At 55.1% G+C, this 19,479-nt stretch carries 15 protein-coding genes; 8 read left to right on the top strand and 7 right to left on the bottom strand.

The features are described 5' to 3' along the window. Positions 1–771: 771 nt before the first annotated feature. Complete coding sequence (locus PG5_RS00735; protein WP_042955101.1) at positions 772–1,092, bottom strand: multidrug efflux SMR transporter; 321 nt, start codon at positions 1,090–1,092, stop codon at positions 772–774. A gap of 73 nt (positions 1,093–1,165) precedes the next feature. After that, a complete protein-coding gene (locus PG5_RS00730; RefSeq protein WP_020795169.1) occupies positions 1,166–1,612 on the bottom strand; it encodes a carboxymuconolactone decarboxylase family protein in 447 nt (148 codons plus the stop codon). 195 nt (positions 1,613–1,807) lie between these two features. Here PG5_RS00730 and PG5_RS00725 point away from each other — a divergent pair, with 195 nt between their 5' ends. The 3 genes from PG5_RS00725 to PG5_RS00715 all read left to right on the top strand — a co-directional run bounded on the left by PG5_RS00725 (position 1,808) and on the right by PG5_RS00715 (position 4,517). After that, on the top strand, positions 1,808–2,410 hold the full coding sequence (locus PG5_RS00725; protein ID WP_020795168.1) for an FMN-dependent NADH-azoreductase: 603 nt from the start codon (positions 1,808–1,810) through the stop codon (positions 2,408–2,410). Positions 2,411–2,427: 17 nt separating this feature from the next. Continuing rightward, on the top strand, positions 2,428–3,840 hold the full coding sequence (locus PG5_RS00720) for a PLP-dependent aminotransferase family protein (RefSeq protein WP_020795167.1): 1,413 nt from the start codon (positions 2,428–2,430) through the stop codon (positions 3,838–3,840). Positions 3,841–3,923: 83 nt separating this feature from the next. Beyond that, entirely contained in the window at positions 3,924–4,517 is a 594-nt protein-coding gene (locus PG5_RS00715; protein WP_020795166.1) for a TIGR00730 family Rossman fold protein, read from the top strand. Between the two features lie 190 nt (positions 4,518–4,707). On the opposite strand, the gene PG5_RS00710 is transcribed toward PG5_RS00715, so the two are convergent. Then, entirely contained in the window at positions 4,708–5,637 is a 930-nt protein-coding gene (locus PG5_RS00710; RefSeq protein ID WP_020795165.1) for a S49 family peptidase, read from the bottom strand. Positions 5,638–5,902: 265 nt separating this feature from the next. On the opposite strand from PG5_RS00710, the gene dnaB (PG5_RS00705) reads away from it, so the two are divergent. Next, positions 5,903–7,417 (top strand): replicative DNA helicase, encoded by a 1,515-nt coding sequence (gene dnaB / locus PG5_RS00705; protein ID WP_020795164.1) that lies wholly within the window; start codon positions 5,903–5,905, stop codon positions 7,415–7,417. A gap of 85 nt (positions 7,418–7,502) precedes the next feature. On the opposite strand, the gene PG5_RS00700 is transcribed toward dnaB (PG5_RS00705), so the two are convergent. Continuing rightward, complete coding sequence (locus PG5_RS00700; RefSeq protein ID WP_042955098.1) at positions 7,503–7,754, bottom strand: hypothetical protein; 252 nt, start codon at positions 7,752–7,754, stop codon at positions 7,503–7,505. Between the two features lie 809 nt (positions 7,755–8,563). Here PG5_RS00700 and dnaB (PG5_RS00690) point away from each other — a divergent pair. The 4 genes from dnaB (PG5_RS00690) to PG5_RS00675 all read left to right on the top strand — a co-directional run bounded on the left by dnaB (PG5_RS00690) (position 8,564) and on the right by PG5_RS00675 (position 12,890). Next, complete coding sequence (dnaB, locus tag PG5_RS00690) at positions 8,564–9,961, top strand: replicative DNA helicase (RefSeq protein ID WP_042955095.1); 1,398 nt, start codon at positions 8,564–8,566, stop codon at positions 9,959–9,961. A 581-nt stretch (positions 9,962–10,542) separates the two neighbouring features. Further along, positions 10,543–10,974 carry a hypothetical protein gene (locus PG5_RS00685; RefSeq protein ID WP_042955094.1) on the top strand — a complete coding sequence of 144 codons (432 nt, stop codon included), beginning with the start codon at positions 10,543–10,545 and terminating at the stop codon, positions 10,972–10,974. Positions 10,975–11,207: 233 nt separating this feature from the next. Continuing rightward, on the top strand, positions 11,208–12,179 hold the full coding sequence (gene ligD / locus PG5_RS00680) for a non-homologous end-joining DNA ligase (RefSeq protein ID WP_020795161.1): 972 nt from the start codon (positions 11,208–11,210) through the stop codon (positions 12,177–12,179). A gap of 414 nt (positions 12,180–12,593) precedes the next feature. Beyond that, positions 12,594–12,890: a hypothetical protein gene (locus tag PG5_RS00675; RefSeq protein ID WP_020795159.1), complete on the top strand. Its 297-nt coding sequence runs from the start codon at positions 12,594–12,596 to the stop codon at positions 12,888–12,890. 103 nt (positions 12,891–12,993) lie between these two features. Here the strand turns inward: PG5_RS00675 and PG5_RS00670 are convergent, their stop codons facing one another. The 3 genes from PG5_RS00670 to PG5_RS00660 all read right to left on the bottom strand — a co-directional run bounded on the left by PG5_RS00670 (position 12,994) and on the right by PG5_RS00660 (position 19,158). Then, positions 12,994–13,605, bottom strand: coding sequence for a hypothetical protein (locus PG5_RS00670; protein WP_020795158.1), 612 nt, complete (start codon positions 13,603–13,605; stop codon positions 12,994–12,996). Positions 13,606–13,884: 279 nt separating this feature from the next. Further along, positions 13,885–17,241: a hypothetical protein gene (locus PG5_RS00665; protein WP_042955091.1), complete on the bottom strand. Its 3,357-nt coding sequence runs from the start codon at positions 17,239–17,241 to the stop codon at positions 13,885–13,887. Between the two features lie 342 nt (positions 17,242–17,583). Continuing rightward, complete coding sequence (locus PG5_RS00660) at positions 17,584–19,158, bottom strand: hypothetical protein (RefSeq protein WP_155943683.1); 1,575 nt, start codon at positions 19,156–19,158, stop codon at positions 17,584–17,586. Between the last annotated feature and the right edge of the window lie 321 nt (positions 19,159–19,479).

The following is a 19,479-nucleotide window of genomic DNA, read 5'->3' as shown; positions in this document are numbered from 1 at the left end:
AGTAAGGCCAAGGTAGCAAGGACGGGTCACCCTGCCCTGGCAGCTTTTAAGCTCTTTCAGCTCTTCAGGTTATTGCCGTCTATCATTTTCTTAATTAAGGCATTGATCTGGCGGGGGAAGGTATTACTCACCACGTCTCACGGAGTGTTGGAGATAAACGGGATCATCCAGATGTTGATCGACTAACGGTGGGAGCCACTGCTCATCGTCTGGCCGTGGGCGTCCACGAACACCAGGCTCATCGTGTACGAGTCAATACGAAGCCACAGGCTAATGTTAAAGTTAAAACCGCCGCTATACGCCCGGGCCAATTCGCAGTCACCCGATGGATGACTGCAGACTTTCAGGCGCAGGTGGTAATGACCTAGCCCTTCTGGAATTAATACAAGGAGGGCCGACAAAAAAGCCAGTGTCGGAAAAGACTGTTTACAGCCGTGGCCGCAACATCTCCCGCGCTGGAGGAACCTCGACCACAGCGGCATTTTTCGGCACACCCTGGTAGGACTCGACGTCAATATAGACGTGGGAGGTATTCGCGTCGTTGGCCTTCGAAGACAGCGTGAAGAGCGCCTCTTCGTCCCTCATAAAGCTGGCGAAGCCGTACATAGACAACATGATCAGGGCCAACCCCAGTATTTATCGAATGTGCATTACGACTGGCTCAGTAAATGCAGCGTCTCCATGGCCGGAGTGATGGGGCGGATGATAAAGAGTGAGCAGAAATATTAAAGGGCAATCTCTAATAAATACCTGCTCACTATCGACGAGGCACTAATTGGCCGTAACCAGTTTGAGGCCGATCACGCCTGCCAGTATCAGCATAATGCACAGAATCCGTAACGGCGCGGTGGAGTCCCCCAGCAACGCCATGCCAATGATAGCGGTACCGGCGGCGCCGATTCCGGTCCAGACAGCGTAGGCGCTGCCCACCGGAAGCGTGCGCAGGGAGATGGACAGCAGGATCACGCTGAAGACGCCGGTCACGACGGTGAGCAATCCGGGGGTGAATCGGGTGAAGCCATCCGAGGCCTTCATCGAGAACGCGAAGGCAATTTCAAGAATGCCGGCCAAGCCGAGAAGTAGCCATGCCATAGAGTGACCCTCGAGAAATACAGTAGGTGTGGCGAGGGGCCAAGCCTCCTCGCCACCACGAACCTGCTTCGGCTTAAGCCTTGGCAGCCGCCGCTGGAGCGGTTCGGAAGGTGATGCCCAATCGATTGAAGGCATTCATCAAGGCAATGCCATAAGTGAGATCGGCCAGTTCCTTGACACTGAACTCGGCTGCAGCTGCAGCGTAGTCAGCGTCCGAAACATCACTGGCGGTGACCGCTTCGGCAAAGGCCAGCGCCACACGCTCACGGAGGGTGAAGACCGCGCCAGCGTCATGCCATACGGGCACCAGCGTCAATTTGTCCACGGCCAGGCCTTGCTTGAGCAAGTCTCGCGAGTGCATGTCGATGCAAAAGGCACACCCGTTGATTTGCGAAACCCGCAGGTAGACCAGGTCGATCAGTTCCTTGGACAGGCCGCTATTCTGCAGGTAGACGTAAACCCCGCCGAACGCCTTGTAACCTTCAGGGGAAGCTTTGGAGTAGTCGAGACGCGTTGTCATGGTTAAATCCTGTAGCGGTTGGATGAGACCACCATCTTGGAGCGCCATGGCCTAGCCCGAAAGATCCATGATCTGGCTTGAGTGCTAGACCATGAATGCGTCGTTATGGTCTAGTCGAAATCTTTATTCTTGGCTCTCTGGAATGGATCATGGGATTAGTAGGCTGGGGGCCATCCATCCAGGAAGCAGCGCACCATGAATATCCTCCATGTTAGTGCCAGCCCTCGCGGGCAAGCGTCGGAGAGCAACGCGCTCTCCTACAAGATCATCGAAAGCCTGCGCCAGCGGCACCCAGCTGCCGAGGTGACCCAACGCCTCATCGCCGGCAACGCCCTGGCGCCAGTGGACGAGCCTTATGCAACATCCCAGCAGTCCCTCGTGGATGTCTCGTCCGACGGTTCTATGGCCCAGTCCGAGCGGCTTGTTCGCGAGTTGGAGCTGGCCGATGTTGTGGTGATCGCTACGCCCATGCATAACTACACGGTACCCGCGGCGCTCAAGCTATGGCTCGATCACATTGCGCGGGTGCGCCGCACCTTCGATATCTCGGCCCAGGGCAAGATAGGTATGTTGCAGGACCGGCCGGTGTTCGTCGCAATCGCCTCGGGCGGGCGGTTTTCCGGGGAGCGTGCCCACCAGCCGGACTTTTTAACACCGTACCTGAAAACCATACTCGGCATGATCGGGCTGCACGACGTGACCTTCTTCACCGTTGAAGGCACTGCTTCACGCCCGGAAACACTGGCCCAGACGCGCCTCCAAACCGACCAGGCGCTGCACGACTACTTTGCAACCTAAACAGGACCCGTCGCCGGATGAGCACCTCGATTAAGGCCTTTTCACCGCTGGACGCCGGCGCCACTGAGCCGATTTACCGGCAACTTTACTGGCGCTTCCGCAGCGCGATTGCCGACGGTTTGCTCAAGCCGGGCCAACGCATACCCGCGGCCCGGGCCCTGGCCAAAGAGCTTGGGCTGGCCAGGGGCACCATCGACACGGCGTATTCGCTGCTGGCGGCCGAAGGTTATATCCAGGCCCGTGGCCAAGCCGGCACCGTGGTGGCTGAAGGGATCAAGGCCAGCCTGCCGGTACGCCCCATGACGGCCAGCGAGCACAACGCCGTCCGGCACAAGGCGGCCGTTTTGCCGTTTCAAATGGGGTTGCCGGCACTGGATGCGTTCCCGCGCAAGATCTGGTCGAAAATCGCCGCGCGTTGCGTACGGGCCACACAGGTCGCCGACATGGCCAACCCCTGCATCTTCGGCCTGCACTCGCTGCGCACGGCGATTGCCAGCTACCTGCAGGTTGCCCGGGGTATCCACTGCTCGCCTGCACAAGTCTTCGTCACCTCGGGCTACCGCAACTCGCTGGGGCTGATCGCCCACGCACTGCTGGAACCGGGCGATCGGGTGCTAGTGGAAGACCCGGGCTACCTGTTCACTCGGCCGTTGCTGGATTACCTGAATATCAACGCCATACCGATACCCGTGGACCAGGACGGCATGCAGGTATCCCACGCCGTGCAACAGAGTAAAGGCGCCCGCGCTGTGGTGGTCACGCCGGCCCATCAAAGCCCGCTGTGTGTTTCGCTGTCCTTGCCCAGGCGCCTGGAACTGCTGGATTGGGCCAGCCGTCAGCAAGCCTGGATCATCGAGGACGACTACGACGGCGAATACCGTTACGTCAGCCGCCCACTGCCGGCCCTCAAGAGCCTGGACCGCGACGGCCGGGTGCTCTATGCCGGGACCTTCAGCAAGGTGTTATTTCCCGGCATCCGCCTCGCCTATCTGGTGGTGCCTGCGGCTCAAGTGGAACGCTTCGAACACGTGAGCCAGACCTTCCTAGGCGGTTGCCCGGAACTGACCCAGGCGATCGTCGCGACGTTTATGACTGAGGGGCATTTTGCGCGGCATATCCAGCGGATGCGAAAACTCTACGGTGAACGTCGGGAAGCCACGGCCAGGGGGCTGCGCAAAGCATTGGGCGAGCATATTTCGATTGATGCCCAACCGGGCGGGATGCACTTGATCCTGCGCCTGAACGCTCAACAGTCAGACCGCCTGTGCGTGGAACGCCTGGCACAGGCCGGCATTTATGCAGAAGCCTTGAACGACTGGAATATTGAAGGCCAGACTGGCCCCGGCCTGCTGCTGGGCTTTGCCAATATCGAATCGGAGGCCGTCGCCGAGGTCTTTGGAAAACGCATCTTGGATGCGCTCATGGCCTGATCCGCAAGCTAGTTCTTGGCTCTTTCGCCCTATGGCCGGGTCCGCTAGGCTGCACGGCTTGTTCTCACCAGTCTGGAGTCTCCATGCCCACTCCCCTGCGCAGCCTCGCGGTTTTCTGCGGTACCAATTTCGGCTTCAACCCGGAGTATGCGGAGGGCGCTCAGGCCCTAGGCCGGGAAATCGCCCGGCGCGGCATTCGCCTGGTCTACGGCGGCACCCAAAAAGGCTTGATGGGCGTGGTGGCGGATGCTGCATTGGCTGAAGGTGGCGAAGTCGTCGGCATCATCACCCTGTTGCTGCATGAACGCGGTCATTCCCACGCCGGGCTCACCCATCATGAAGTGACCCAGGACATGCGCAGCCGCAAGACCCGAATGAGCGACTACGCCGACGCTTTCATTGCCTTGCCCGGCGGGCTGGGAACATTGGAAGAATTGTTTGAAGCGGCCACGCTGACACAGGTAGGCGAACACCACAAGGGCGTGGCGTGCCTGAATACGGCAGGGTTCTTCAACCCGGTGCGCAGCCTGTTCGATCATGCGGTGAAGGAAGGCTTCATGAAGGTCGAACACAGCCAGATGCTGATGTTCAACGAAGACCCCGGCGCCCTGATTGATGCCCTGGAGCAGTGGCACGCACCGGTGGTTTCCAAACTTATCGAGCCGATGGCGAAGTAATTGTTTTTGGCCTTGGCGATGCTGCTCCCTAATCCTTTCGCCAAAGCCTTTTTATTTACCACTGATGGGTAGCAATGGCCTGCACAGTGCGCTGCGAGCCAAACCAGCACCATGAGGAGGAAGAGTAGGTTTGGGGGGAGCGAGCAGCTTTTGGCGTAAGGGACCCGGCGCTGAGCCGGGTCAATGGTTGTTAGCGAAGACTTTGTCCAGAGAAACCGAGAGTCATAGATAGTTCTTGAGCCACCGACGTACCGATCCGCTTGGCGAATCGATCGAAGGGGTTGTCCTTGATCGAGAAGTCCACAATCTTGCTTGCGCCTACGACTTCGCGGGCAACATAGTCCACATCCCCCAGCTGATCGATCAGGCCAAGCTGCTGTGCCTGTTGGCCGGACCAGATGAGCCCTGAAAAGAGTTCCGGATGGTCAGCTGACCTCAGTCTGTCGCCGCGGCCGGCCTTGACCGCGTCGATAAATTGATTGTGGGTGGTCCTCAGGACTTCGCCCCAGAATGCGGTTTCTTCGGCGTTCCTGGGCTGAAACGGGTCCAGAAACGCCTTGTGCTCGCCAGCTGTGTAAGCCCGGCGTTCGACTCCCAATTTTTCCATCACACCGACGTAGCCAAAGCTTGCTGCGGTGACGCCGATGGAACCGACCAGGCTCGCCTTGTCCGCGTAGATCTCGTCGGCGGCGCTGGCGATGTAGTAAGCGCCTGATGCACCCAGATCCGTTATCACTGCATAGACCTTGATATTGGAGTGCAAGCCGCGTTGACGCTTGATCTCGTCGTACACATAGCCGGCCTGAACCGGGCTGCCACCAGGGCTGTTGATCTTCAGCACTACAGCCTTGGTGCGAGCGTCGGCGAAGGCCTGGCCAATGCTTTTCTTCAGTACTTCCGCGCTAGCTGCTTCGCCCTCGGCGATAGGGCCGTTTACATCGATGCGTGCCGTGATTTCCTTGGCGTCAGCGCCGTCGGCGCTGAAGTGTTCGACCGCCAGCGTTGCTGAGATGATGGCCAGTGTGCCTATCCACATCACGTACTTGAAACGGCGCCGGCTCCGTTGTTCGCGGAGCATCTCGTGGACCAGCTTGTCGAGCACCTCAATAGGTTGAGTCATAACTTTCCTCATTCGGGTTCTGATATTTGGGGTGAGGATGCCCCAAGGAACTGCTGATTAGGCCCAGATCGGCCCCTAAACCCAGACCCAATCCACAGAAGGGATCCTTAAGTAATATGCGAGGACCAGCCCCCGGCAGTCGGTGGATCAGCAATCGGCATCCGTCAAAATGCTTGCGGTTCGCTCAACTGTGGCAAAATCGCGAGCAGCTTTCGGTGGTAATCGGAGGTTGAGAACTGAGGCCGGGTACCCTGCCTCAAGACCCATGCAGGTGCCCTTGAACAATCCACTCATCACATTGCCGGATGATTCGCACAGCGAAGCGCTGCGGAAGGCCCCATATTCTCTGGAAGCGGAGCAGGCTGTTCTGGGCGGATTGCTGCGTGAGAATTTGGTTTGGGAACAGCTTTCTGACGTGGTGTGCGAAGGTGATTTCTACTTCAGCGATCACCGTCATATTTTTCGGGTGATCAGCCTGCTGGCCGAACGTGGGCATCCGTTCGACATGGTTACGGTGCGAGACCGGTTGTCCTTGGAAGGCTTGGATGAAGGCTCACCTGACCTCGATTACATCACCGAGCTGGCCAAGAACACTTGGTCCGACGCAAATGCAAAGTCCTATGCGAGCGTCATCAGGGAGCGAGCAAAACTGCGGGAAATCATCGCCACATGCGAGGACATCCAAACTCACGCTCTGCATCCAGAGGGTAGGTCAGCCTCAGACCTCATTGAAGAGGCCGAGCGAAAGATTCTTCTAGTCTCTGGAAAGCAGCCGAAGGAGGGCGGCCCTGTTGGGGTCAACGAGCTCCTGGTCAAGGGCCGGGAAAAGATTGAATCCCGATCGAAAGGCCAAGTTGCCGGGTTGCGAACCGGGTTCGATGACCTGGACAAAATTGTCGACTCTCTGCAGCCCGCTGATCTGGTCATTGTTGCGGGTCGGCCCTCAATGGGCAAAACAACCTTCGCGATGAACATCGTTGAAAATGCAGTGCTCAAGACCGACAAGGTGGTCATCGTCTACTCCCTTGAGATGCCCGGTATCTCCTTGATCAACCGGATGATTGCCTCGATTGGCGAAATAGACCTGACCAAGGTTAACAACGGTCAACTGCAGGATACAGATTGGCCGAAGCTGGTTAAGGCAGCTGACTTGCTCAACCAACCGAACCGCTTCTTCATCGACGATTCCTCAGGGGTAAGCCCATCGGCGATGCGGGCCGAAACACGACGGATCTTCAGGGCGCATGGCGAGATCGGCCTGATCATGGTCGACTACCTGCAGCTGATGAGGATTCCTGGTTCAAGTGGGAAAAATCGGACCAACGAGATTTCCGAAATCTCTCGATCCCTCAAGGCGCTCGCGAAAGAGTTCGGATGCCCGGTGGTTGCACTGTCACAACTAAACCGCAGCCTTGAGTCGCGGCCGGATAAGCGCCCACTCAACTCAGACCTGCGCGAGTCGGGAGCCATCGAACAGGACGCGGATGTCATCATGTTCGTATACCGCGATGAGGTGTATAACCCCGACTCGAAGTTCAAGGGCACTGCCGAGATCATCATTGGTAAGCAACGTGAAGGTGCTACCGGGTTCTGCAGGCTAGCCTTTGTCGGCAAATACAGCCGGTTTGAAAATCTGAAGGCGGGAACTCACGAATTCAATGAGCTTGAGATGGGGCGCAAACCCCCACGAGTATCGCCGCGGGTTGGGCGCGTCCATGTCCCCGAAGTGGCCACCGTCGACAACTACAAGAAGGCACGGCGCAAGCCACGCAAGAAGTAGTCGCTCGAAAAGGCGGACTAGCGGCCGACCTGTTGAGTGGCCAAAAAAAAACCGGCATATGCGCCGGTTTTTTGTTGTGGACGATCTAGTTGAGCTGAAGCCGCTGAACCGAGCGCAAAGTCCTAACCACCTCAGTAGTACGCGGGGTGAGGGAGTAGCATTGCTCGATTCGATCAGCGAAGCCTTCAAAACTTACGCGTTTGACCTGAGCTGACCCGTCCTTGAGGACGTGGCCAAAGCTGATCAATGCGTGAGTCACGATTTCTGCTTGTTCAGATGTGCCGAGATACGAATCTACGCCAATGGTTTGGCCGCACACAATAATGGGATCTTGCATTTCTCGCTCCTACAGGGGGGAGTGAGGCGATGCCCCGTGGGGACATTGCCCCACTGGCGGTTGAGTTTTACAGAATAAGCCCACGCAACTGAGCTTTACGCGTTGATAATCATCACATCGAAGTAGTTTTTCCCGACGGGACCACTGCGAGACTTCTTCGCCTCATGAGTACCCGGCACAAATCCGGGTTCTCATGGGGTGGCTTTGGACCGTTTTGTACGGCGCCACCAGAGGTGGATCAATACAAAGGCGGTGGCCAGGCACACAAAAGCGACCAGCATAAGGAATGTCGGCTCGTACTGGTAAGAGCCGCAGATCATTGCGATAAACCAAAGGAAAATTTCCATGGAGACCTCATACGTTGTTGAGGTTCCATGTCCCGACAGGGGCATGAAACCCCGGTGGGTGGAATGATGTGCTTTTTTCGGCGAACCCAGGTCCAGCTTGACCTGCCCCGAGGGGACAGCCTGTGGCTGTAAAGGAGACTCGATGGTACACGCGGTCATGCAGCATCGACAACACGACGTTAAGGCCGACCCCCAACGGAAATTGACTGGCCCGATGGGAGGGGAGCTTGCGGAATTTGGAAGTGTGAAACAATTCCGGTTTCTGTGCCAATGGCTAAGCGTCCAATGTCGTCGCCGGCCGCGCGGGTGCGTTAGGATGCAACCCACCTAATTCGCTGATTGACTCGTAGGCTCGGTCTGGGGTCAATTGCGTGCAGTCAAAAACAGCCGGGCCCTGTAAAAATTAGGCTGGGGCTGCAGGTAACGGGTTTTTATTTCACCAGATGAAGATAAAGCGAGCCCATGAACGATATGTCCGCTCCTGAGCAATACGATCTACAAACTGCAGCTCTCAAGGTCCCACCGCACTCTATTGAAGCCGAACAGGCTGTACTCGGTGGTCTGATGCTGGACAACAACGCCTGGGAACGCGTGCTCGATCAAGTCTCCGACGGCGATTTCTATCGACATGACCACCGTCTGATATTCCGTGCGATCGCCAAGCTGGCCGATCAGAACATGCCAATCGACGTCGTGACCCTGTCCGAGCAACTGGACAAGGAAGGTCAGACCTCGCAAGTCGGCGGCCTGGGTTACCTGGGCGAGCTGGCGAAAAACACGCCGTCCGTCGCCAACATCAAGGCCTATGCGCAAATCGTTCGTGAGCGGGCGACCCTGCGCCAGCTGATCGGCATCAGCACCGAGATCGCCGACAGCGCCTTCAATCCGGAAGGCCGTACCGCCGCCGAGATTCTCGACGAAGCCGAACGACAGATCTTCCAGATCGCCGAGGCCCGGCCTAAAACCGGCGGCCCGGTGGGTGTGAATGACCTGCTGACCAAGGCCATCGACCGCATCGACACCCTGTTCAACACCGACAACGCCATCACCGGCCTGTCCACCGGATATACCGACCTCGACGAGAAGACCAGCGGCCTGCAGCCCGCCGACTTGATCATCGTCGCCGGCCGTCCGTCCATGGGTAAGACCACCTTTGCCATGAACCTGGTGGAAAACGCCGTGTTGCGCAGCGAGAAGGCGGTTCTGGTTTACTCGCTGGAGATGCCCGGCGAATCGCTGATCATGCGTATGTTGTCGTCCCTCGGCCGTATCGACCAGACCAAGGTGCGTTCCGGTCAGTTGGAAGATGACGATTGGCCACGCCTGACCTCGGCGGTCAACCTGCTCAACGACCGCAAGCTGTTCATCGACGATACCGCCGGCATCAGCCCGTCGGAAATGCGTGCGCGCACCCGGCGCCTGGTGCGTGAGCATGGCGAAGTCGGCCTGATCATGATCGACTACCTGCAACTCATGCAGATCCCGGGCTCCAGCGGTGACAACCGGACCAACGAGATTTCCGAGATCTCCCGGTCCCTGAAAGCCCTGGCCAAGGAATTCAACTGCCCGGTGGTGGCGCTCTCACAGCTCAACCGCTCCCTGGAGCAACGCCCGAACAAGCGCCCGGTGAACTCCGACTTGCGGGAATCCGGAGCGATCGAGCAGGACGCCGACGTGATCATGTTCGTGTATCGCGACGAGGTGTATCACCCGGAGACCGAGCACAAAGGCATTGCCGAGATCATCATCGGCAAGCAGCGGAACGGGCCGATCGGTTTTATCCGCCTGGCCTTCATCGGTAAATACACCCGATTCGAGAACCTGGCGCCGGGAAGTTACAACTTTGATGACGACGAGTAAGCGTTCGGTGGCCACTAAATCATTGTTAAGGCCCCAGCTCAACGACTGGCGCAAGGGCCAAAAATAGCCGGCGGCTCCGCTGGCTTTGTTGCTGGTAACGTAGGCCTCGTTCTGTGGGCCCCTGACTCATATGAGCCCTTGCTCGCTTTGTACGCTTGTTTTTGACTGGACCCAAAGCTACCTTAGATTCTGATTTTGGCCTGCAGAATGATCTGCAACCAATTGGGTAGCTGGCCCTTCTGCCAGCACTTCGCTCCCTTGGGAATACTTGGTCCGGTTAGGGCCTGCTTCTCATCTCAAACGCCGGGCAACCTTGTCCGGGTTCTTCGCCTACCGGGCACACTCTCCCGGTAGGGTGGGTGTGCCTGCCAAGCTAATTTGGAGGTACACACTATGTCACTAGAACCAACTTTTTCCGGCTTTGAAACCATTGAGGCTGCGCGGTCACACCGTGAGTCGGCAGGAGGGTGGATTTTCGAGGCAACAACCGGTGAGGTAGTTTGGTTTCACTACCGCTTCACCCCCACGGTCATCCTGGCGCACCACGCTATTTCCGGTCTATCCGGAAGGTTGGTGTGACTATGAAGGTGGAAACGGTCGTTCAGCTTCTACCCGAGGACTGTGGTCTGCAACATTCCATCGTCCGCCTGCACAACAGCAACATCGATTCCAAGCGGTTGGACCGTGAAAGGTTTTTCCGGCGGGAAGCGGTGGTTATCTGTAATTCACAAAATGGCTCACGGGTTCTTCGGTATGCGATGGGTACACCAGGTGGCATCTCGATTACCAAGCGAGCTGTTGCTCTGGATTACGATGCTGTCGATGTTCTCGGTGTCAGATTCAAAACTGACGTAGACCTGGAAATCAGGCGGGCGTCGAGCTTTGAGGTCTACCAGTGGTTTTGGAACCATCCTGATCTTGGGATTCGGCTCTCGACTCGACTTGGCGTGATGGGTGGCATTCTTGGGGTAATGGGGTTTCTAGTTGGCCTAACACCATTTCTTCACTTATAGGCAACTGTGCTCATGAGGTGTAATGCTCCATTCGTTGCACCTGAATGGGAAAAAAAGAAAGGCCCGGCATTGTCCGGGTTTTTTTTTGCTCGTGTTTTGGGGTGGGCCGTACATTGGTGACCTGAAATGGCTTTGCGCGCCAAAGCAATCTGCTAGCAGCGTCGAATTTACAATGACCTTTTGGCGCTCTGACGAATCCACAGACTAATGACCTTGCCTACGAGTTTGGTGTCATGGCTTCGTCGAAAGTTGTCTTGCCGTGCCCTGAGCGGATCAAGCCGCAATTGCTGACCATGGCCAGCCGCCCGCCAGACGGCGACGGCTGGCTGCATCAATTAAAGTTCGACGGATATAGGCTGATGGCGCGAATCGACCGGGGAACCGTTACCCTGTTCACCAAAAATGGCTATGACTGGACGAAACGCATGCCGGTGCTCGCCAACGAGTTGCTCATGCTACCGGTGCGGTCAGCATGGATCGATGGGGAGGTCGTCGTGCAGGACGAGGATGGTCGGCCGCTGTTTTCGTCGTTGCAGTCTGCATTCAGTAGTGGCAAAACGGATGCCTTGTGCCTTTTTGCGTTCGATTTATTGTTCGAAAACGGCCGCGATTTGCGCTCTCTGCCGATCGAGCAACGTCTATCGCGACTGAGCAAGCTCCTTAACCGGGTGGAGCTGCTTCATGTGCGTTTATCCGACACACTGGATGTCGATCCCCGGGACCTTCTGCACAATGTCTGTGCATTAGAGATGGAAGGCATCGTCTGCAAGAGAGCCGGCAGCCCCTATGCCTCCGAGCGTAACGGCAACTGGGTCAAGGTCAAATGCTCGCCACGCCAAGAATTCATCATCCTTGGGTACACTCGCGCTGCCGCTGGCATCGGCTCGCTGCTGATCGGTTTACACAATGACGACGGCCAACTGGTTTATGCCGGTCGCGTGCGCTCCGGTTTTGACAGCCGCACGCTCAAACACCTGCGTGTCGCGTTGATGGCGTTGGAACAAGCTGACGCGTCACTTCCGCTACCTCCAAAATTAGCCAAGGGTCTCTCCGCCGTTTGGGTACAACCCCAACTCGTTTGTGAGGTGAAATACACCGAGATTACCCCTGCCGGAAGGGTGCGCCACGCTGTTTTTCTTGGGCTGCGGGAGGACAAGCCGGCATCTGAAATCAGCCTTGAAACGGATGCCCATGACGCACCGTGATCGCGGCGGCACTCCAATGAATACAAGGTGGCCACTGTGTATGAAGTCGCTTTAAAGGCTTTGTGCTTCAGTGCGAAGTCACCGATCTGATTAATGCTGACCCAAGCCCGGGGACATGGACCAGTGATTGGGACGACTAGGGTTACTGGGTTGAACTACGTGAGGCAGCCGGGGTGGTCTACGACGAGAACGATAGGCCTTTCATAGTTGGTCGAAACGGCTGTGCGGAGTCGGCCGAGCGGTATGCGGAGTTCATCGAAAGCGATTTGTGGCGACAGATCGAAGCGCAATCGCATGACCTGGCGTAGGGGGGGGCTTGTAGGTGGCAGGATTGACGCGCTGCGCCTGTGGACACCCGCTATACGGGATCGTAATCTGCAGACGCGATCTGCTCATCTCAAAAAAGGCTTATTCATGAAGTTTACGCTCATTCGACGTATCTCCTTTTCGTCTCCTGAAACAGGTCTCGTCTCGAAAATTGTTTCCAAAGAATTTGAATCAGATATTCCCCCGCAGTTGGGGTATGAATACGAAGACTCCGCCTGGGGCCGAAATGATCATCCAAAGGTCGAGTCGGTAGTGATAAACACAGAGTCAGGAATCTGCACTGTGGAGTTGGAATATCTAAAAGCCGGCAATGCCGATGCTGTTGCCCGTGTTTTTGAAACTACCCTGAAGCACCCGGGCTGGAAAGACGGGCTTCAACGGTAACTCTCACACAAACCGCGCCTGTGGCCACAGCCCGCAGGCGAGGTTTGCATTTGTACGTGATCGATAGATCTTTGCCGACCCTGGTCATCTATGGATTGTTGTTTTAGATGCCTCTGCCGTCGCGCTTGCTACGTAAGGGTAAACGCTGGACGTTGCTGGCTTTCTCACTAGCTAAAAGCCGCTCGATGTACTCGAACAGCGCAGGATTTTTCAACCGCACAACATCCCGTTTCTGATCGGCTGCCTCGAGAACATCTTGGAGAGCTTGGGTAGCCGTGAGTGATTTATCACCACGCTCTCCAGCACGTTCCAAATATTCCAGGCGATCGTTCAGGTCAGACCGAAGGTTTTGCGAGGACACATTGGCTATGTAGGTCAGGGTTTCCTGACGCTTTTCCCAGCGGTCAAAGTCCCGGCCGAAGTGGGAGGACTTACCGCCATCCCAGTAATCCTCAAGGAAATTGCACTCAAACAGGCCCAGGTGCAATTCAACGATGGCTAGAAGCCGTTCGGGTTTGTCGGGCGAATCTTCAGTTACCGGCGGAAACCGGTCATACAGGGCCTGATTGACGGCCTTGGAATATTCATCCCGTTCTTTCGCCCGGCGTTTTTCTTCTCGAACTTTGATTTCCTTCGCGCGCTCGACCCGAACGTTCAATTCTTTGATCAGTACCGCTGCTTGCTTGAGAACATCGCGCTCGGCGAGCTCAAGCAATTCCCCGAGTCCACGATCCGCCTGGGCCAGCTTTTCAAGCTGAGTCGCAGTGCTGGTGAGCTTGCTTTGCTGAGCCTAGATCAGCGCCACTGTAATATCTCATCAGGTCCAGTACCTGCTCAGTCGTGATGCGGTACGAAATGCTTGGAGGCTTTTGTTTGCTCATACATTGTCCTTGATTCGATGATCCAGTAGCGCATTCAGATAATCGTCATAGCCATTACCAGGATGATGGCTTTAAAACACTCATCTGGCGATAGTTGGGGCGTTTCCCTTTGATCACTGAAGAATGATCCAGCGCTCACATCCTTCGGCAGGTAGAGGAGCTCCCTCGATCAATTCTGCAGGTTTGACTTCAACACCCTCAGCCCTGGCCTTACTTTGCACCAACTCCCGCGCTTCGGCGGGGGAGGCGCAGTGGGCGGTGGTGAAAGAGTAACCACTTGCCCCTGCAACATTGCGGTTGATTGCCGTGTAATCAGAACCTGCAGGAATGATTTCCAACCACCTGCCGAAAGGGACTTCCTTGCCATCGGCTGTTGACGCATGCACTTCAAGCACATCGCGCGGATCGTAGTCAGCAGGCAGTGACACGCCAAGCAAGGAATCCAGCTGAAGTGTCCCGTTTTCATCGAGGCAACCATCTGCAAACCAAACCTGAGAACCTCTGCCATCTCGGCGCATCCAGTTCGCGTACGCCGTCGCCAGGCGCGGATCAGGATGAGAGCCACTGCCCATAGGTCTCATATAGGCCCCGGATAGAGGTTTCATGCCTTCATGTCGATGCTCCGCTGATAATTGCGCGAGGGTCCATGGGGATTTGGTGGCTGTTAGCTGGTCGTGATGCGAGGTCGCATATTCCTTGTCGTCGAATGCTCGAATGAATCGACGGCGCATTTCATCTCGGATTTTGTCATCCGGGGCATTGTGGTACAGCCACCCATACGGGTTTGAAATACGAGCGCCGATGTAGTTAACGCTCCTGGTGCTGGGATAGAAGTAGGCGCCTACCGGTATCACCAGGTTGGGGCTGGCAACGGTGTTGGACTCTTCACTCATCTCGCTGCGAAGGTCGAACCAATCCTCGAGCAGCTCCCGGTGTGATGCCGAATCTTGCCCCCTAAGAAGGTTCTTGATCTTGCCGGCGTGGCCAGCGACCTCATCCAAAACCTCTTGTTTGAATTCGTATGATTCAAATACAGAGGTTCGCAACCATTCCTTGATCTCGCTCCATTCCTTAAGGGACGTCTCGGCGGCATCAATGTGGCGCAGGATGACCCAGCGCCGGCTCTTCTCTACAAGTTTGCCCTTGCTATGCTCGACAACCAGGCGATTCACCCACGCATGGGGCTCGAGTCGATTATCAAGCTCGTTTTCTTTTGGCGCGGCGTAGACGACGAATTTGCTGTTGCCTGTCAGGGCAATCCTTAGCGGCTGGTAGCCCGACTGTCGAACGAAGGCTTCAATCTCCTGGGCTTGGCGTTTACCGTTCCCGGCCAGTGCGTACATCTGGTCAAGGAGACCTTTCCACGCTGCTGGGGCCTTGCCATCCACAAACTGCGGGAGTGGCTTGCCACGGTTTGCTGCACGCCATGCAATCACGGTTTGACTAATTATTCCTCGCGCTTCTTCGCCGTGGGCAATGGCCCCATCCGAAAGAGCCTGTCGCATCCGATTACGGGCATCCTGCTCACTTGCTCGCTCTTGTTCGAGGTGCGCGAGCGCTAGCTTGAAGAAGCGAATGAATTGGATGTGGTTGCTCCGAGCTTCCCGGTTGTGGATGTACCAATGCAGCTCTTCAGGCTCCACTGTATCAAGGCACAGGAAGGCCAGGTTGCCCGATGACCAGGTGCGATGTTCAAAGGAGGTTAGATTCACATTGCAGGCAAACGTACGGGCTCTAGAGCCGTAGCCACCGCTGACTTCAACTTTCACGCAAAGCGAGTCGGCGATTCTGGCCGCAATTTTCAAGTCGATCGGGTTTGAGGGGCTGAAAACACGATCAAAATAGTCTCCAGGCCGCTCCTTACAGGCGCCAGGTGCCGTGTCCGGATTCATGAGTTCATGCCACAGACACAGGACCCTGCTACCCGAGCAGAGGTAAGCGTTTTTATCCTTGATCCATTCTGCAACCGGCTGGCGAGGCGTGGACTCGATCAGGCCGTCCCCATCATCATCATGAATGAAGCGGCAGAATTTCTCCTGGAAGTCCAAGGTGACAAAGTGCAGCGATTCCGGCCCTGGGTAAAACTCACCGAACAATTTCTCCCGGTGGTCTAGGCCGCACATCAGCAGCAAGAATCGTTTGTAATGCAACGCATAGCGTGCATGGCTGGACAGATGAGCCGTATAGGCCACGTCCTCAAATTTGATCTGTGATCCGTCTACGCCACGAAAAATCCGGTCCTGGTCATCCCGGGACGGGAAGAGCCGACCGGTGCCTAAATGACTTTCGACAGGACTGAACACACGATGAACATTTTCGCCATTGCGAACCATCAGGAAGACCTTGCGGTTTACATCGTTTCTGGCTTGATTGGTCCACCGATCACCGTAATCTAGATCGCGGCGCGTGGTTGCCATCACCAGGACGCAACGCTCAGTCGGGAAAATTTGATTGACCAGATCATCGTGATTTCGCAGGGCGTCAAAGAACAGCTCTTCCTTGGTGAAATCGAAGTCTTCGTCGACCTCTGCCCAAACGGCCAACTCTTCGTCCATCATCAGTTTCTTCTGAGCAAAACTCAGCGGCTGGGATGGGTCGGCCGGCTTGCCGATGCGGATCGTTTGCACCACGACGCCCTTTCCGACGTAAAGGTCTAGGGACTCGATGCCCTCGATCAGCTTGGCGACATACGACCGGATGTCCTCCGTCTTGGCCAGCGACGCCGCGGCCTTCTCTTCAAAAAAGGGCGTGAGCTTTTTGACCACGGTTGTAATATCGGCTGTCTTGCCCTGAATCCATTGTGACTGGATGGTGGCCACCTGATACTCGCGCTCAGCGACCGCTTTCATTGCCTGTACCTTCTCGGACGTGATGCCGCTGCTCAAGGCATTGGCAATGCTGCCGGTTGCCAGCTGAGACATCTCTTGTCGTACTGAGTAGTCGTAGAGCACCAGGGCCCCGCCTGCTGTATCTGACTCACTCGGGGCCTCGGATTTTTCTCGCAGCTGATCCTCGACCACCCTTGCAAGAATGTCCGGGTTTGACTGCGCTTCGATCAGTTCTGATTGCAACTGCTGGATCGTGCTGTGTATGCGGGCGGTTTCTTCGGCCCGAATTTTATCGGCGTCGGGTTCGTACTCGAACTGGAGTAGGAAGTCTTTCAGCAAGAAGTCATAAGTGCCATGGCTCACATAGGTCCTGCGAACTGTGCCATCGGGCTGAGGGATTTCAATTTCCTCGCGAGTGCCGAATTTTAACGGGTGCGCCCGCATGACAATGGTGTGCGCGGCGTTATCGACCCACTTGATTGACTGCAGCAGCAGAACCGAATCGAGGGCGATTGCCTTTTGCGTAATCGCCGCAATTGCGCGCCAGTACTGACCGGCCTGAAGAGACTGGAATTTCTCCACTCGCTCAAAATCCTCGAGAGGGGGGCGGGTGGTTAGCTGGGTATTATGCGGTTCAGACATGAGGGCATTCCTGCAGTTGCGTTGCAGAAAGGCTCTCACGAAGATGGGAAATGCAAGCCTTCTGTCGGCTTGTGCCCCTTTTACGTCCGCGGTCCCGGCTTTTGAGAGCCGAAGCTTGAGGTGCGGCAGGGAGACTTTTCCAACTTAATCCGGCTTGAAAATCAGGCCTGCTTTCTTGGCCTCTTCACGGGCGGCCTTGTAACCATCCTGCGGGTATGCAGGCCACCCGCTGGGCATGCAAAACCCCTGACGTCGCTCCAGGGATCGGAACTGCGCATGCCAGCCGCGTGCCAAGAACACTTATGGCTGCGGTGACCACTAACGAATTTGTCTCGGCATGTATTAATGACGTGGGCAATTATTTTTTACAAGACATGGCGCTATATGCATGTGTGTGCCGGAAGCAGTCGATTTTTCCTTTGTTTGCCTAACTCTTGGCCCCTTGCTTCCCGGGTGAAAAAATGTATTGTATTGGGCATAAATTGTTTTTCCGTTAGCATCTTGCTCTTGTACTACTTCCTCCAGTAATCCAAAATATCCACCACCTAGATTATCAACAGCCTCTTGAATAATAATATGAGCTAATTCCACAGAGTAGTTAGTAAGCCCTATATCAACGGCTCCTGCATAATGCCCTGAAGAATAGAGAGTTTTGTTCTGTACCCCTCTGTCAGGGGCAGACGGTCCATTTTTAGTCGGTGCGAAGGGGAGCCTATAGGTACTATTAATATACAGGTGACCTCCTGCCTTGTTACTTGCTTGAACAGTGGTGTCGATAATTCTGTTCCGATGAGTTTCTGCTGCTTTTTCTACCTTAATATACCCATCATAAAAAGAGGCAATGCGACTATTAGCAATAGCCTTGTCATTGGCCTCAGCAATTTTCTTTTTTAATTCCTCTCTTTCTTTTCTTGATTCATCTATCTTTCTTTTTAAACGTATTGATTCATCTTTCGCCAACTGTGCCTCTATACTTGCTCTGTCTCTCCTAGATTCAGCCTCTCGAATCCTCTCTAATGAGTGCCCTTCAGACGCGGCGAGCCTCTGCTCTCTGCTTTGCCTAGCCAGATCTGAGGTGGCTCTGGCTACTTCTTTGGACTCGTTTTTGACAGTCTGCACCGTTGAATATTCTCCTGCCTTTTTCAATAACTTTGCTTCGTTCGCCAGTTCTTTTTCGCGCTTATCACTATCACGAGCCCGTTGTTTAGCAATCTCAGACTCACGCATTAATCGGTCATTTGCAGCTGCATCAGTTTCCTGCTGAATCTGAAGCGATTTATGCTCTCTGGCGTAAGCTGCGGACTTTTCCTCCGCTTCTTCCTTAGCCTTTTTTGCCCTATCTTCCCGATATTTAGCTTCTGCTTGTTCACGCTTACGATCTTCGGAAAACTTTTTTTCAGCTTTCTCTTTTGCTTCAGCCTCTTCTCTGATCTGCTGATTATCTTCATCCAATTCTGCTAGGTTTGCGACGATCGTCTTTTGCCATTTCAACAAATTCTGAAATTCTTCTTCACTCATCGAATGCGGCTCAAAAAAATATAACGGATCACCTGGATCGTATATAAATTTTTCGTGATTTCGTTGAATTGTAATTTCTTCTACCCAGCCAGGATCACCGGGGTCCCCAACAGGAGGTATGAATTTAACATCGTTTTTTATTACCTCAACTTCCGGGTTAAGAGGATCTCCTTTAGGTGGAGCAAATGAAGGCCTGGGTTTAGGATCTTTAATATTTGGATTTATAGGCGTGAAAATAGGCGCGCCTATTTGCCATTTTGATGTGTCTAGCTCTTTAGTTTTATATAAATGGCTGTGCGAACTTTGAATTAATGGTGCAGCAAGAACATTAGATGATGTAACTATTGAAAGTAATCCTATAGCCCTAACAATCTTCAGCCATCTTTCATTAGCTTCCATCATGCGCCTCTTTTATGCTGGAGTTCTCTAATAATTAATCCGCTTGCTCCACCACTTTGATTTAATTAAATCACCTATTAGCGACTCCGGGTCTTTTTCGCCAGGCGTACACACCTTGCCGGTGCCTCAAGGTTGCCCTAGCCCACAACAGCTTTCACGGTTTGTTTGCGCTGGCTGTTGAATATAAACGGAGCCTGGCAAGGCATAACCGGACCAACCATTTGAGGCGAAGCGGCTCATCAGGGTTGGTGATCCGCAAGACATCTTCTATTTCTATGCGTGATAATGTCCTATATCACATATAGGTAAGGATTCACCCGA

Origin of the sequence: Pseudomonas sp. G5(2012) (assembly GCF_000408945.1) — a bacterium.
Classification (GTDB): domain Bacteria; phylum Pseudomonadota; class Gammaproteobacteria; order Pseudomonadales; family Pseudomonadaceae; genus Aquipseudomonas; species Aquipseudomonas umsongensis.
This window is presented reverse-complemented; position numbering and strand designations above follow the sequence as displayed.